Below are 13050 nucleotides of genomic sequence, written 5' to 3'. Positions count from 1 at the left end.
GCCATCGGCCGTTCTGCGCCTGTGCCGTTCTGCGCCTGTGTCAGCGCGGCGCTGCTGACGGTGCCGGGATCTCGTCGACCCCCCACTGCGCCAGCAGGCCCAGCGACGCCGCCGAAGCCGACTCCGGCTCGGCGTGGTACGTCACCAGGTGCAGGTCCTCGTCGTCGGGCAGCCTCAAGGTCTCGTACGACAGGGTCAGTTCGCCCACAAGGCGGTGGTGCAGCCGTTTGGTGCCGTGCCCCTTCTCCTGCACGGTGTGTGCGGCCCACAGTGTGCGGAACTCATCGCTCTTGACCGACAGTTCCCCGATCAGCCCCGAAAGCTGCGGATCGTCCGGATAGCAGCCCGCGCACAGCCTCAGCACGCTCACCACCTCGACCGCCTTGCACTGCCAGTCGAGATACAGCTCCCGGGCCCCCGGGTCGAGGAACACCTGCCGGGCCATGTTCCGCTCCTGGGGCCGCATCGACGCGAAGTCGCCGAACAGGGCGCGCGCCATCGTGTTCCAGGCCAGGATGTCCATCCGGCGCCCCAGAAAGAACGCGGGCACCCCTTCCATCGCGTCGATCAGCTGCTGGAGCTGCGGCCGCACCTTCTGCGCCGCCCGTGCCGTGCGCTTCTTGTGCGGCTTCGGCTTGGCGAGATGGGTGAGGTGGTCGCGTTCCGTGTCGGACAGCCGCAGGGCGCGGGCGATCGAGTCGAGCACCTCGCCGGACACGTTCTGCCCATGCCCCTGCTCAAGGCGGGTGTAGTACGCCACGGACACCCCGGCGAGCTGCGCGAGCTCCTCCCGGCGCAGCCCGGGTACGCGACGGTGACGGCCCAAGGCCGGCAGTCCGACATCCTCCGGCTTCAGCCGGGCCCGCCGCGAGCGCAGGAATTCGCTGAGTTCGGCACGCTGGTCCATACCCTCAAGTAAACCGTCCGCCGCGTTCCCCCATGTGACTGAACCTGACCCTGCCAGTAGTAGGAACAGCGGGCGTACGCACAACAGAGGGCTGGGTAGCCTGCGGAAATGGGCGCAGGCTCGTAGCCATGAGCACACAAGCATCCACGGTTCCCGCATACGCCGCCCCCGCCGCCAAGGCCCCGCTGGAGCGCACCACCATTCCGCGCCGGGCGGTCGGCGACCACGATGTGCTGATCGACATCAAGTACACCGGCATCTGCCACTCCGACCTCCACCAGGTGAGCGACGGCTGGGGCGGGGCCATCTTCCCCATGGTCCCCGGCCATGAGATCGCCGGCATCGTCACCGAGGTGGGTCCCGAGGTGACCAAGTTCGCCGTGGGCGACCGCGTCGGCGTGGGCTGCCTGGTCGACTCCTGCCGCGAGTGCGACAACTGCAAGGCCGGTCTCGAGAACTACTGCACCGGCGGCATGGTCCTCACCTACAACGCTCTCGACAAGAACGGCGAGCCGACCTACGGCGGCTACTCCACGCACATCGTCGTGGACGAGGCCTTCACCGTCCGCATCCCCGACGGGCTGGAGCTGGACGTGGCCGCCCCCCTGCTGTGCGCCGGCATCACCACGTACTCCCCGCTGAAGTACTGGAACGTCGGCCCCGGCAAGAAGGTCGCGGTGGTGGGCCTCGGCGGCCTCGGCCACATGGGAGTCAAGATCGCGAACGCGCTGGGCGCCGAGGTGACGGTGCTGTCCCAGTCCCTGCGCAAGAAGGACGACGGGCTCCGCCTGGGAGCCAAGCACTACTACGCGACCAGCGACGAGGCCACCTTCGAGGCCCTGGCGGGCACCTTCGACGTCATCCTCAACACCGTCTCGGCGCCGCTGCCACTGGAGAAGTTCCTCGGCCTGCTGAAGACGGGCGGGACGTTCGCGAACGTGGGCGCCCCCGAGGAGCCCGTGTCGCTGAACGTCTTCCCGCTGCTCGGGCAGCGCAGGAACTTCGCCGGGTCCATGATCGGCGGGCTCCCGGAGACCCAGGAAATGCTGGACTTCTGCGCCGAGCACGGGCTGGGTGCGGAGATCGAGGTGATCCGGGCCGACCAGATCAACGAGGCGTACGAGCGAGTGCAGGCGAGCGACGTCCGCTACCGCTTCGTGATCGACACCGCCACGATCTGAGCACGATCCGGTAGGGCCCCGGGGCCGCCACGCGCGCGCCCGGTTACCTCCGGGGTAATCGACCGCGCGGGGCGGCCCGGGCACGATCGGGCCATGACCACAGTGAACGCGTACCACGCGTACGCCATCGCGAACCTGTGCCCCCCGGCCCGTCTCGACGACGAGGTCTTCACGTACATGGAGCGCATCCAGGCCACCCTCGACCCCTTCGGCGGCAGGTTCCTCGTGCACGGTGCTCCGCAGCGTGAGGTACGCGAGGGAGAGTGGCCCGCCGCGCTGGTCCTCATCGGCTTCCCGTCGATGGACGCCGCCCGCCGCTGGTACGACTCGCAGGCCTACCAGGAGCTCATCCCCCTGCGCACCCGGCACATCGCGGGCGACGCCATGCTGATCGAGGGGGTCCCGCCGGGCTACGACGCGGCAGACACGGCGGCCGTCCTGCGGGCGGCGCAGTCGGCCCGGCCGTAGCCGGAGTCAGTCGAACCGGGTGAGCAGGAACTCCATCGCGGCCTGATCCGGCGCGATCCACGGTGCCGCCCCCGCCACCCCGCACAGGGCATTGATCATGTGCCCTGTGACCCCGGGCGCGGGCGGCAGATGCGCGGAGAGGATCAGCTGGGGATTCCGGTCCCGTATCGGCTGGAAGGTGGCGGCGAACTTCACCGGGTCGACGAGCTGCACCCAGGGACTGTCCACGGTGGCCCAGAGCAACTGCGCGGCCTCCACGTCCTCGGGGTCGACCTCGCTCACATCGCTTGCTTCGGCGAGTTCCACGGTGGGCAGCGGCCCGGCGAAACAGTGCGAGCTGAAGCAGGCGTCAGAGCGGTCGTCGAAGAAACCGATGGTGGTCGGGTTGTGGTACAGCGGCGGCCGGAAGCTCGCCAGCGTACGATCACCGACATCCAGGGACTGCCCCGGGTTCAGCAGATACAGTCGGTCGACCGGGATCGGCCGCTCACAACCGAGCAGCCCCGCGGTCCCGAACGTACACACCACCCGCGCCCGCGGCGCCGCCGCCAGCAGCCTGAAGAGACCCCCGGTGTGGTCACGGTCGGGATTCGTCAGCCAGATCCACCGCACATCCGCCGGATCCATCACGCCCCCCAGGGCTTCCGGGAAGTCCCGGTTCGACAGCCCGAGCCCGGTGTCCACGACCACCGGCTCGGCCGCGAACAGCACATACGCGTTGACCGGCAGATAGCCGATCCCCGGCACCTCCAGGCTGTCACTCAGCAGGCTGATGTCCGGTCGCACCTTGTGAATGTGCATGCTTCCATCGTCTGCCCCTGCCCATGGGCACGCACCCGCGGCGTGGCCTGCAGCGCGTCGAGGCAGGCACGACACGAACCCATGGTTGAGCGCTGCTTCTCCCTCACTCGGACGAGTGAGGGAGAAGCGTGAGCCGCCCGACTACCTGTCCACGTTGTCCGATGCCTTCGCCACGCCGACCGGGCAGGAGACTCCCGTGCCGCCGATCCCGCAGTACCCCGCAGGGTTCTTGTCGAGGTACTGCTGGTGGTAGCCCTCGGCCGGGTAGAAGGTGCGCCCCTCGGCCGGGAGGAGCTCCGTGGTGATGGTGCCGTAGCCGGAACCCGTCAGGACCTTCTGGTAGGCCGCGCGGGAGGCCTCGGCGGTGGCGGCCTGGTCGGGGGAGTGGGTGTAGATCGCCGAGCGGTACTGGGTGCCCACGTCGTTGCCCTGGCGGAAGCCCTGCGTCGGGTCGTGAGACTCCCAGAAGACCCTCAGCAGCTGCTCGTACGAGACGACGGACGGGTCGAAGACCACGCGGACCGCCTCCGTGTGGCCGGTCATGCCCGAGCAGACCTCCTCGTACGTCGGGTTCTCGGTGTATCCGCCCTGGTAGCCGACCAGCGTCGTGTACACCCCCGGGGTCTGCCAGAACTTGCGCTCCGCGCCCCAGAAGCAGCCCAGACCAAAGTCCGCCGTCTGCAGTCCCTCCGGGTACGGGCCGAGGAGGGGGGTGCCGAGGACCGTGTGGCGGGCCGAGACGTCGAAGGTGGGGGTTTCGCGTCCACGGAGAGCCTGCTCAGGGGTGGGCAGCTCGGGGACGCGGCGGGACAGGAACATGCTGGGCTCCTCGGTGTGTGGGGTCCGTAGACGGGAACGCGATCGGCCCGCCGGGCATTCCTGCCGGGCGGGCCGAGTAGGCACCCCGAGCACCCCGAGTCACCGGAGCTCACTGGAGCAGCGTCGCCGGACTGCCGCCGTTCGCCTCGTACCCGGCCACCGCCAGTGCCCGGTACACCGCGTACACCGCCGCCGGGTCCTCCTCGTGCGTCCACGGCAGCGCCCCGACGTGGCCGTCCACGTGCACCAGCTGGTGCATCGCCTCGGCCCAGCGCTCCATCCGCACCAGGAACAGCACCAGCAGGTGCCTCACCTGCGGGAGCACGGGATCGCCGGCGGCCGCCGACTGCGTCGCGTGCAGCGCGCCCTCGACGGCTTTGGTGACCACGGCGCTCTGGTAGAAGCCGGAGACCAGATTGACCTCCGGAACGTGCTCGTACACCGCGAACAACGGCAGCGCGGCCAGGAGCGAGCCCTGCGGCGCGCGGGCCGCCGCCGTCGTCGCGAAGTGATCGGCCTCCTCACGGGAGCCGTGCCACTTCTCGCACCAGTAGTGCAGGGCCGCGAGATGCGCGCCCATGTGCGTGGGCGCGCGGTCGATGACCTTCGCCCACAGCTGGTCGAACTGCTCATGGGGGTAGCCGAGTCCACGGGCCACGGCCAGCTCGACGATGTACGGCACAGGGTCGCCGGGTGCCAGCAGGGCCGCCTGGCCGCAGACCGTGCGCGCCTCCTCGAGGATGATCCGGAAGTCGTCGCTGCCCACGCCACCGGAGGACCGCCACGCCTGCTGCACCAGGAACTCGGCGTGCACGGCCGCACCGCCCGCGTCCTTGGGCGACTCCGAGCGCCAGGCGCGCAACCAGGCGCCTCCGGTGCCCGGCTGCTGCTGGAGCTCCAGCGAGGCCGCGCCCGCGAACGCCTGCACGCGCTGCCAGCGCAGCTCGCCCTCCTTCGCGGTGCCCGCGAGGAGCTGTGCCGCGGCGCGCCAGTCCTGGGTGCGCTGGACGATGTCGAGTACGTCCAGGAGATCCTCGTCAGGTCCGGGCAGCCGCAGATCAAGCTGCTCCTGCCGCAGGAAGCCGTACGCTTCCGGGTCCGCCGCGTCCGGGGAGCCGGGGGCGACCTGACGGATGCCGCCCCGGCGGCGCAGCAGGAACGGACCTATGACCGCGAAGAGCATCAGCATCGCAATCAGGAACCAGAGAATCTCCATACCAGCCATTGTCCCGGACCGCGTGGGGAAGCCGGCGCACCGGGACTACCCTCGGGATTCATGAGTGACGATTTCAGCAGCGAGTCCGAGTCCGGCCACGAGCGCGGCTTCGAGACCCTCGCCATCCACGCGGGCAACACCGCCGACCCGCTGACCGGCGCGGTCGTGCCCCCCATTTACCAGGTGTCCACCTACAAGCAGGACGGGGTCGGCGGACTCCGTGGCGGCTACGAGTACAGCCGCAGCGCCAATCCGACCCGTACCGCGCTCGAGGAGAACCTCGCGGCGCTGGAAGGCGGCCGGCGCGGCCTGGCCTTCGCCTCCGGTCTCGCCGCCGAGGACTGCCTGCTGCGTACGCTGCTGGTGCCCGGTGACCATGTGGTCATCCCCAATGACGCCTATGGCGGCACCTTCCGGCTCTTCGCCAAGGTCGTCCAGCGTTGGGGTGTGGAGTTCTCCGTCGCCGACACCTCCGACCCGGCGGCGGTCCGTGCCGCCCTCACGGACCGGACGAAGCTCATCTGGGTGGAGACCCCGTCGAACCCGCTGCTCGGGATCACCGACATCGCGCACATCGCGGGTATCGCCCGGACGTCGGGCGCGAAGCTGGTCGTCGACAACACCTTCGCCAGCCCCTACCTGCAGCAGCCGCTCGCGCTCGGTGCGGATGTGGTCGTCCACTCGCTGACGAAGTACATGGGCGGGCATTCCGACGTCGTCGGTGGCGCGCTGGTCACCGCCGACGAGGCACTCGGTGAGGAACTGGCGTACCACCAGAACGCGATGGGAGCGGTGGCCGGGCCGTTCGACTCCTGGATCGTTCTGCGCGGAATCAAGACCCTGGCGGTCCGGATGGACCGGCACAGCGAGAACGCGGCCCGGATCGCCGAGATGCTGACCCAGCACGCCAAGGTCACGCGTGTGTACTACCCGGGGCTGGCCGAGCACCCCGGCCACGAGATCGCCGCGAAGCAGATGAAGGACTTCGGCGGCATGGTGTCCTTCCAGGTCGCGGGGGGCGAGGAGGCGGCCATCGAGGTCTGCAACCGCGCGAAGCTCTTCACGCTCGGTGAGTCCCTCGGCGGCGTGGAGTCGCTGATCGAGCACCCGGGCCGGATGACGCACGCGTCGGTGGCGGGCTCGCTGCTGGAGGTCCCGGCCGATCTGGTGCGGCTGTCGGTGGGCATCGAGGCGGTCGGCGATCTGCTGGCGGATCTGGAGCAGGCCCTGCGCTGACGGGCCGGCTGCGGCGCTCGCGGCTCTCCTGCGGATAGGCGCGGCGGTGGGGTGTCCTCAGGCATCCCACCGCCGCGCTGTGCGTATGGCGTGTGTGCAGGCGAAGGTCAGGCGCTGACCTTCTCGTCCTCCAGCATGCCGCGGATCTGCTCGCGCAGCTCCGGGGTGTTCTCGTGGCCGTGCACCGAGGTCGCGTGCTCGGTGGCGGCACGGAGGACTTCCTCCTCCTCGCCCGAGATGGTGAGCGTGCAGCTCGTCTCGCTGGGGAATCTGCGGCAGTCGGCGACTTTCCTGGTCATGACGACCTCCTGTGCTCGGGTGGTGCGCCGCTGCTTCCAGCGTAGAACTACCAGCCCTCGATCTCAGGGGTTGTCGCGGCGGGCGGTACGGTCCAGGGCTCGACCGCCGCGGCCCAGACGGCGAAGGCGACCGCCGCGAACAGCAGCAGCGTCCAGCCGGCTCGGCGCAGGGCGCGGCGGCGGCGCCGCAAGCGGGTGCCGCGGACGGCGGAGCGGGCCATGAGGTCTGCGGGGACCGGCGCGGGCGGAGTGTCCAGGATCCGCCGGACCTCCTCCTCCTTGCGCCCGTGATCGCCCGCCACCCCGTTGTATCCGCCGTACCCGTCGTACCCGTCGACGTGGTCGTACGAGGCAGTCATGAGGCACCCGCCGCCCGGATCGGCGGACGCGGCCGGGGACAGCACCACGGACGGGCCCCGCGTCGCCGGGTTCCGGGGTGCCGGAGCACGGACACCGCACGGGTGCAGATCGCGCGTACCCGCTCGACCGGGATCCCGAGCAGCGCCGCGGTCTGCTCCTCGGCGACGCTCTCATAGAGCCGCAGCACCACGATCAGCCGTTCCTGAGGGGTGAGCGGGGCGAGCGGGCCGACCGGGCCCCCGTGGTGGCGCCACGCCGTGCGGGCGAAGCGGGCGACGAGCCCGGCGCGGGTCCGGTCGTACGGATCCTCGCCGCGCAGCCGGCCCCAGTCCGCGTAGGTGCGGGCGAGCGCGGCGACGAGCAGCCGCTGCGCCTCGGGGTTGCGTGGTGGCTGCTCGCAGGTCAGCAGGGTCGCGACATGCAGCAACCGCCCGGCCGCACCCGCGACGAACGCGTCGAACTCCCGTACGCCGCTGCTGTCATCGGTGCTGCCGATGACATGGGCGAGGCTGGAATCCGGATGGTGCCGCCGCTGACGCATGTGCTCATATCAGATCAGCCGGAGCACCTGGTCAAGGGTTTGGACACCTTCAGAGGGCCACCTTTCAGGAAGTGGGCTGCGCCTCCGCATCGGCGGCCGGCAGCCCCGACTGGCGGGCCGAAAGGGCGGAGTTGAACCGGGTGAGCAGCGTACAGAACGACTCCCGCTCCTCCGCCGTCCAGCCATCCGTCACCTGTGCCATCAGCTCACGCCGGGACGAGCGGACCTCCTCCAGCCGTGACCGGCCGCGCGGTGAGAGCTGGAGCACGACCGCGCGACCGTCCTCGGGGTGCGAGGTGCGCTTGACCAGACCGGTGTCGACCAGCGGCGCGACCTGGCGGGTCACCGTAGACGAGTCGATGCCCATCCCCGCGGCGAGTGCCTTGACGCCCATCGGGCCTTCCTGGTCCAGCCGGTTGAGCAGCAGATACGCGGCACGGTCCATCGAATTGCGGGCCTGGCCCACACCGCCGAGCCGGGTCTGCTCGGCACGGCGTGCGAAGACGGCCACCTGGTGCTGGAGGGCATCGAGGAGACCGGGGTTCAGATCAGTCGTCATGTCCTGTGATGTGGGCATGGCTGCGGTGGCTCTCTCGTGCGGTGGTCGGTTGGTGGGGGACAGAGTACGCGGACGGGGGCGGGAGCGTACCGGCCGTGCGGAATCCCGTTGAATCGCACGGGAGTCCCAGTGGAACCCCGCCGGAACCCCGCCGGAGTCCTGTGGACAGGTGTGTGATCGGGCCGACCGGAAAGCCGCTGAACTGCGAGACTGGCAGTCATGAGCTTCCATGCGGCCGGCCCCCTCCACCCGCTCATCCTCGATGACGTCCGGGGGGCCCAGAAGATGCTCGCCGGTGTGGCCAAACTGACGCCCATGGAGGGCAGCCGTTATCTGTCCGACCTGGTCGGCGCCCCCGTCCACCTCAAATGCGAGAACCTCCAGCGGACTGGTTCGTTCAAGCTGCGCGGCGCCTATGTGCGGATCTCCGGCCTGCGCCCCGAGGAACGCGCCGCGGGTGTCGTGGCGGCATCGGCCGGGAACCACGCGCAGGGCGTCGCCCTCGCCTCCTCGCTGCTCGGTGTGCGCTCCACCGTCTTCATGCCGGTGGGCGCCCCGCTGCCGAAGGTCGCGGCGACGCGCGAGTACGGGGCCGAGGTACGGCTCTGCGGCCAGGTCGTGGACGAGAGCCTCGCCGCGGCGCAGGAGTACGCGCGGGACACGGGAGCGGTGTTCATCCACCCCTTCGACCATCCCGACATCATCGCCGGGCAGGGCACGGTGGGCCTGGAGATCCTCGAACAGTGCCCCGAGGTACGGACGATCATCGTCGGCATGGGTGGCGGCGGCCTGGCGGCGGGCATCGCGGTGGCGGTGAAGGCGCTGCGTCCCGACGTACGGATCATCGGCGTGCAGGCCGAGGGTGCGGCGGCGTATCCGCCCTCGCTCGAAGCCGGTCGGCCCGTGGCGATCGACGCGCCCGTCACCATGGCGGACGGCATCAAGGTGGGCCGGCCCGGGGACGTGCCGTACGCGATCGTCGAGGAACTGGTCGACGAGGTGCGCACGGTTTCCGAGGACGCGCTCTCCTCGGCCCTGCTGCTCTGCCTGGAACGGGCGAAACTGGTGGTCGAGCCGGCGGGCGCGAGCACCGTGGCGGCGCTGCTGAGCGAGCCGCGTTCCGTGCACGGCCCGGTGGTGGCGGTGCTGTCGGGCGGCAATGTCGACCCTCTGCTGATGCAGCGCATCCTGCGCCACGGCATGGCGGCGGCCGGCCGCTATCTGACCCTGCGGCTGCGGCTCTCCGACCGGCCGGGCGCGCTCGCGAGGCTGCTCGGCGAGCTGTCCGTGCTGGACGCGAACGTCCTGGACGTGGCCCATGTCCGTACCGACGCGCGCCTTGGCCTGACAGAGGTCGAGGTCGAACTCCAGCTGGAGACGAAGGGGCGGGAGCACTGCGCGGAGGTGGAGCGGGCACTGCGTGACGCGGGTTATCGCGTCATGGGCTGACGGAAGCAGAGCGAGACGGAAGCTGCGGGAAGCACAGCCTGGTGCTGTTGGGGCCGGAAAATGCCTGCGCGAACCGTCCGGCGGGCCTAGGCTTGCGCAAACCAGCGAGGGCCCCGATCTGCTACTGGGAGAACCCACATGCCAGGTGCCATCTATGCCGAAGGCCTGGTGAAGACCTTCGGCGACGTCAAGGCTCTGGACGGCGTCGATCTCGATGTCCCCGAGGGCACGGTCCTCGGACTGCTCGGACCGAACGGTGCCGGCAAGACCACCGCCGTGCGGGTGCTGACCACCCTCCTCCAGCCGGACAGCGGCAGAGCGGTCGTCGCCGGAATCGACGTCCTCAAGCACCCCAACGAAGTCCGCCGCTCGATCGGCCTCTCCGGCCAGTTCGCCGCGGTCGACGAGTATCTGACCGGCCGCGAGAACCTCCAGATGGTCGGCCGGCTCTACCAGATGAGTGCGGCCACCGCGCGCAAGAGGGCGGTCGAACTGCTCGAACGCTTCAGCCTCGCGGACGCCGCCGACCGCACCGCCAAGACCTACTCGGGCGGGATGCGACGCCGACTCGACCTCGCCGCCGCCCTGGTCGTGTCGCCGCCCGTGATGTTCATGGACGAGCCGACCACCGGCCTCGACCCGCGCAACCGGCAGGCGTTGTGGGAGGTCATCAAGGAGCTGGTCCACGGCGGCACGACGCTGCTGCTCACCACCCAGTACCTGGAGGAGGCCGACCACCTGGCCGACGACATCTGCGTCGTCGACCACGGCCGGGTGATCGCCCGCGGCACATCGGACCAGCTCAAGGCCCGTACCGGCGGCGAACGCGTCGAGGTCGTCGTCCACACCCGCGACGAGATCACCGCCGCCCGCGAGGTGCTGTCCGCCCTCGGCAAGGGCGACGTCACCGTCGAGGACCACACCCGCAAGCTGACCGTGCCGGTCACCGGGGGCGCCAAGCTGCTCGCCGAGGTCATCCGCGATCTGGACGCCCGGAGCGTCGAGATCGACGACATCGGCCTGCGCCGCCCGACGCTGGACGACGTCTTCCTCTCGCTCACCGGCCACCACGCCGAGCACGAGGACGACGACGGAAAGGGCGACTCCGTCACCCCGAGGAGGAACCGGAAGGCCACGAAGGAGGCCGTGAAGTGACCACCGCCGAGGGCATCACCGCGCCGGGCCCCACCGCACAGCGCCCGCGCGTGTGCGTCGGAAAGGCGCGTATCGCATGAGCTCCATGGCCGACTCCCTGGTGATCGCCCGCAGGAACCTGATCCGGATGACCCGGATTCCCGAGATGCTGCTTTTCGGTGTCATCCAGCCGGTGATGTTCGTGGTCCTGTTCACGTACGTCTTCGGTGGTTCGATGCAGATCGGCAACACCACCGACCCGACCGTCTACAAGAACTTCCTGATGGCCGGGATCTTCGCCCAGACCGTCACGTTCGCCACGGCCGGCGCGGGCGCGGGCATCGCCGACGACATGCACAAGGGCCTGATCGACCGGTTCCGCTCCCTCCCGATGGCCCGGGGCGCGGTCCTCACCGGCCGCACCCTCGCCGACCTGGTGCAGACGGCCATCACCTTGCTCGTTCTCGCGATCGTCGCGCTGATCGTGGGCTGGCGCCCCGGCTCCACGGAGCCGACCAACGCGGGGAAGGTCCTGGCCGGCTTCGGCTTGCTCCTCCTGCTCGGCTACGCCTTCACCTGGATCGGCGCGCTGATCGGTCTGTCCGTGCGCACACCGGAGGCGGCCACCTCGGGCGGACTGATCTGGCTGTTCCCCGTCACCTTCATCTCGAACGCGTTCGTGGACACCAGCCAGATGACGCCCTGGCTCCGGACGATCGCCGACTGGAACCCCTTCAGCGCCACCGTCCAGGCGTGCCGTGAACTGTTCGGCAATCCCGGGGTCTCGACGTCCGACGCCTGGCCCATGCAGCACTCGGTGTGGGCGTCGATCATCTATTCGGTCCTGATCGTGGCGGTGTTCCGGACGCTCGCCGTTCGCAAGTACCGGCGCGCAGCCAGTTGAGCGAAGCCTCCACTTGAGCGAAGGCTCCCCGCACTCGAGTGCGGGGAGCCTTCGCGGATGCGCTGTCGATCAGCTCTGGTACGGCTTGGCCTCGATGATCCTGACCATCGCGGTCCGGCCGTTGGGCAGCTCGTACTCGGCGTCCTCGCCGACCCTCTTGCCGTTGACACCCGCGCCGAGGGGCGACTGCGGGGAGTACGTCGAGATGTCGGTGGACGCGTACTCACGCGAGGCCAGCAGGAAGGTCTCGGTGTCGCTCTCGTCGCCGTCGAAGGCGACCGTCACGACCATGCCGGGGGCCACCGTGCCGTCGTCCGCCGGGGCCTCGCCGACCTTCGCCTTCTCGAGGAGCTGGGTCAGCTGGCGCACACGGAGCTCCTGCTTGCCCTGCTCCTCCTTGGCCGCGTGGTACCCGCCGTTCTCCCGCAGGTCGCCCTCTTCGCGAGCCGCCTCGATCTTCTTGGCGATCTCGACCCGCGCGGGACCAGACAGGTACTCCAGCTCGGCCTTGAGCTGGTTGTACGCCTCCTGGGTGAGCCAGGTGACGTTCTCGCTGGTCTGGGTCACAGGTGCTCCTCGTAGGTACTGGGATACAAAGCATCGCCCTACCCAGAAGCATGTGCCTTCAGGTACGGGCGAAACCACGAGCCTAACAATCAGCGGCGAAAAGAGGGAGGACCAAAAGGCATCAACAAAGCATCAATGCAGGTCAGCGAAGAGAGGGGCGGTGGAGCCTCAGCCTTTCGGCCCGTTGTCCGCAGTACAGCCCGTAAGCTCCGCGCTGGTCGCCCGTGCCGTCGTACGCAGGGTGACCACCTGGTCGATCCGCGTACCGGAGGCGTCGAAACGTACGTCCCTGCGGCCGACCTCGCTGCCGTCGCGGGCACGGGAGCGCAGGGTGCAGTAACCCTTGGCGTCCTTTTCCTTGCGGACTTCGAGATGGACCTCGACCCGGTCGTCGGCGGTCACGTCCCACTTGATCATCTCGCCACTGATCTGCTGGTCGCTGACGTAGTCGTAACCGAACCAGCCGACCATCGTGAGCAGGCCCACACCCAGCATGGCTCCCACGATCCTGAGCCCGCGGTCCGCGCGCTCGTCCACGGAGCGGCCGTAACGGCCACCGGGCACCTGTGGGCGCACCGTGGTCATGTTTCGTCCTCCGGGATCGGGATT

At 69.7% G+C, this 13050-nt stretch carries 16 protein-coding genes; 6 read left to right on the top strand and 10 right to left on the bottom strand.

Annotated features, from left to right (window positions below; translation table 11 throughout):
• Positions 1–40 precede the first annotated feature (40 nt).
• Positions 41–907 carry a helix-turn-helix transcriptional regulator gene (locus ACFV6V_RS15995; RefSeq protein WP_385564794.1) on the bottom strand — a complete coding sequence of 289 codons (867 nt, stop codon included), beginning with the start codon at positions 905–907 and terminating at the stop codon, positions 41–43.
• Between the two features lie 128 nt (positions 908–1035).
• On the opposite strand from ACFV6V_RS15995, the gene ACFV6V_RS15990 reads away from it, so the two are divergent.
• Positions 1036–2088: an NAD(P)-dependent alcohol dehydrogenase gene (locus ACFV6V_RS15990; RefSeq protein ID WP_385564791.1), complete on the top strand. Its 1053-nt coding sequence runs from the start codon at positions 1036–1038 to the stop codon at positions 2086–2088.
• 93 nt (positions 2089–2181) lie between these two features.
• Positions 2182–2556, top strand: a complete 375-nt coding sequence (locus tag ACFV6V_RS15985) for a DUF1330 domain-containing protein (protein ID WP_385564788.1) — start codon at positions 2182–2184, stop codon at positions 2554–2556.
• 6 nt (positions 2557–2562) lie between these two features.
• Here ACFV6V_RS15985 and ACFV6V_RS15980 read toward each other — a convergent pair whose 3' ends face one another.
• From ACFV6V_RS15980 to ACFV6V_RS15970, 3 genes are all read right to left on the bottom strand, one after another.
• Complete coding sequence (locus ACFV6V_RS15980) at positions 2563–3357, bottom strand: MBL fold metallo-hydrolase (RefSeq protein ID WP_385564785.1); 795 nt, start codon at positions 3355–3357, stop codon at positions 2563–2565.
• A gap of 141 nt (positions 3358–3498) precedes the next feature.
• On the bottom strand, positions 3499–4176 hold the full coding sequence (gene msrA, locus ACFV6V_RS15975) for a peptide-methionine (S)-S-oxide reductase MsrA (RefSeq protein WP_385564782.1): 678 nt from the start codon (positions 4174–4176) through the stop codon (positions 3499–3501).
• Between the two features lie 109 nt (positions 4177–4285).
• Positions 4286–5392, bottom strand: coding sequence for a hypothetical protein (locus ACFV6V_RS15970; RefSeq protein ID WP_385564779.1), 1107 nt, complete (start codon positions 5390–5392; stop codon positions 4286–4288).
• 60 nt (positions 5393–5452) lie between these two features.
• Between ACFV6V_RS15970 and ACFV6V_RS15965 the strand changes: the two genes are divergently transcribed.
• Complete coding sequence (locus ACFV6V_RS15965; RefSeq protein ID WP_385564776.1) at positions 5453–6628, top strand: cystathionine gamma-synthase; 1176 nt, start codon at positions 5453–5455, stop codon at positions 6626–6628.
• A gap of 107 nt (positions 6629–6735) precedes the next feature.
• On the opposite strand, the gene ACFV6V_RS15960 is transcribed toward ACFV6V_RS15965, so the two are convergent.
• From ACFV6V_RS15960 to ACFV6V_RS15945, 4 genes are all read right to left on the bottom strand, one after another.
• Complete coding sequence (locus ACFV6V_RS15960) at positions 6736–6927, bottom strand: DUF1059 domain-containing protein (RefSeq protein WP_361280358.1); 192 nt, start codon at positions 6925–6927, stop codon at positions 6736–6738.
• A 47-nt stretch (positions 6928–6974) separates the two neighbouring features.
• Positions 6975–7286, bottom strand: coding sequence for a hypothetical protein (locus ACFV6V_RS15955; RefSeq protein ID WP_385564773.1), 312 nt, complete (start codon positions 7284–7286; stop codon positions 6975–6977).
• Positions 7283–7828, bottom strand: coding sequence for a sigma factor-like helix-turn-helix DNA-binding protein (locus tag ACFV6V_RS15950; protein ID WP_385564770.1), 546 nt, complete (start codon positions 7826–7828; stop codon positions 7283–7285). Before ACFV6V_RS15950 ends, ACFV6V_RS15955 begins: the two co-directional genes overlap by 4 nt.
• A 64-nt stretch (positions 7829–7892) precedes the next feature.
• Positions 7893–8405 (bottom strand): MarR family winged helix-turn-helix transcriptional regulator, encoded by a 513-nt coding sequence (locus ACFV6V_RS15945; protein ID WP_385564767.1) that lies wholly within the window; start codon positions 8403–8405, stop codon positions 7893–7895.
• A 201-nt stretch (positions 8406–8606) separates the two neighbouring features.
• Here ACFV6V_RS15945 and ilvA point away from each other — a divergent pair, with 201 nt between their 5' ends.
• The 3 genes from ilvA (at position 8607) to ACFV6V_RS15930 (ending at position 11874) form a co-directional block, all read left to right on the top strand.
• Complete coding sequence (ilvA, locus tag ACFV6V_RS15940; RefSeq protein WP_385564765.1) at positions 8607–9836, top strand: threonine ammonia-lyase; 1230 nt, start codon at positions 8607–8609, stop codon at positions 9834–9836.
• A 138-nt stretch (positions 9837–9974) separates the two neighbouring features.
• Positions 9975–10991: an ATP-binding cassette domain-containing protein gene (locus ACFV6V_RS15935; RefSeq protein WP_385564762.1), complete on the top strand. Its 1017-nt coding sequence runs from the start codon at positions 9975–9977 to the stop codon at positions 10989–10991.
• Positions 10992–11067: 76 nt separating this feature from the next.
• Complete coding sequence (locus ACFV6V_RS15930; protein WP_385564759.1) at positions 11068–11874, top strand: ABC transporter permease; 807 nt, start codon at positions 11068–11070, stop codon at positions 11872–11874.
• A 69-nt stretch (positions 11875–11943) separates the two neighbouring features.
• On the opposite strand, the gene greA is transcribed toward ACFV6V_RS15930, so the two are convergent.
• Complete coding sequence (gene greA, locus ACFV6V_RS15925) at positions 11944–12441, bottom strand: transcription elongation factor GreA (RefSeq protein WP_385564756.1); 498 nt, start codon at positions 12439–12441, stop codon at positions 11944–11946.
• A gap of 168 nt (positions 12442–12609) precedes the next feature.
• The gene (locus ACFV6V_RS15920) at positions 12610–13026 is read right to left on the bottom strand and encodes a DUF4307 domain-containing protein (RefSeq protein WP_385564753.1); all 417 of its coding nucleotides are present in this window, start codon (positions 13024–13026) and stop codon (positions 12610–12612) included.
• Between the last annotated feature and the right edge of the window lie 24 nt (positions 13027–13050).

This window comes from Streptomyces sp. NPDC059828, from assembly GCF_042731955.1.
Classification (GTDB): Bacteria; Actinomycetota; Actinomycetes; order Streptomycetales; family Streptomycetaceae; genus Streptomyces.
This window is presented reverse-complemented; position numbering and strand designations above follow the sequence as displayed.

Excerpts from the sequence above, each read along its gene's own strand:
- ACFV6V_RS15995 (WP_385564794.1), bottom strand. The coding sequence starts at position 907 with ATGGACCAGCGTGCCGAACTCAGCGAATTCCTGCGCTCGCGGCGGGCC.
- ACFV6V_RS15990 (WP_385564791.1), top strand. The coding sequence starts at position 1,036 with ATGAGCACACAAGCATCCACGGTTCCCGCATACGCCGCCCCCGCCGCC.
- ACFV6V_RS15985 (WP_385564788.1), top strand. The coding sequence starts at position 2,182 with ATGACCACAGTGAACGCGTACCACGCGTACGCCATCGCGAACCTGTGC.
- ACFV6V_RS15980 (WP_385564785.1), bottom strand. The coding sequence starts at position 3,357 with ATGCACATTCACAAGGTGCGACCGGACATCAGCCTGCTGAGTGACAGC.
- msrA (WP_385564782.1), bottom strand. The coding sequence starts at position 4,176 with ATGTTCCTGTCCCGCCGCGTCCCCGAGCTGCCCACCCCTGAGCAGGCT.
- ACFV6V_RS15970 (WP_385564779.1), bottom strand. The coding sequence starts at position 5,392 with ATGGAGATTCTCTGGTTCCTGATTGCGATGCTGATGCTCTTCGCGGTC.
- ACFV6V_RS15965 (WP_385564776.1), top strand. The coding sequence starts at position 5,453 with ATGAGTGACGATTTCAGCAGCGAGTCCGAGTCCGGCCACGAGCGCGGC.
- ACFV6V_RS15960 (WP_361280358.1), bottom strand. The coding sequence starts at position 6,927 with ATGACCAGGAAAGTCGCCGACTGCCGCAGATTCCCCAGCGAGACGAGC.
- ACFV6V_RS15955 (WP_385564773.1), bottom strand. The coding sequence starts at position 7,286 with ATGACTGCCTCGTACGACCACGTCGACGGGTACGACGGGTACGGCGGA.
- ACFV6V_RS15950 (WP_385564770.1), bottom strand. The coding sequence starts at position 7,828 with ATGCGTCAGCGGCGGCACCATCCGGATTCCAGCCTCGCCCATGTCATC.
- ACFV6V_RS15945 (WP_385564767.1), bottom strand. The coding sequence starts at position 8,405 with ATGCCCACATCACAGGACATGACGACTGATCTGAACCCCGGTCTCCTC.
- ilvA (WP_385564765.1), top strand. The coding sequence starts at position 8,607 with ATGAGCTTCCATGCGGCCGGCCCCCTCCACCCGCTCATCCTCGATGAC.
- ACFV6V_RS15935 (WP_385564762.1), top strand. The coding sequence starts at position 9,975 with ATGCCAGGTGCCATCTATGCCGAAGGCCTGGTGAAGACCTTCGGCGAC.
- ACFV6V_RS15930 (WP_385564759.1), top strand. The coding sequence starts at position 11,068 with ATGAGCTCCATGGCCGACTCCCTGGTGATCGCCCGCAGGAACCTGATC.
- ACFV6V_RS15920 (WP_385564753.1), bottom strand. The coding sequence starts at position 13,026 with ATGACCACGGTGCGCCCACAGGTGCCCGGTGGCCGTTACGGCCGCTCC.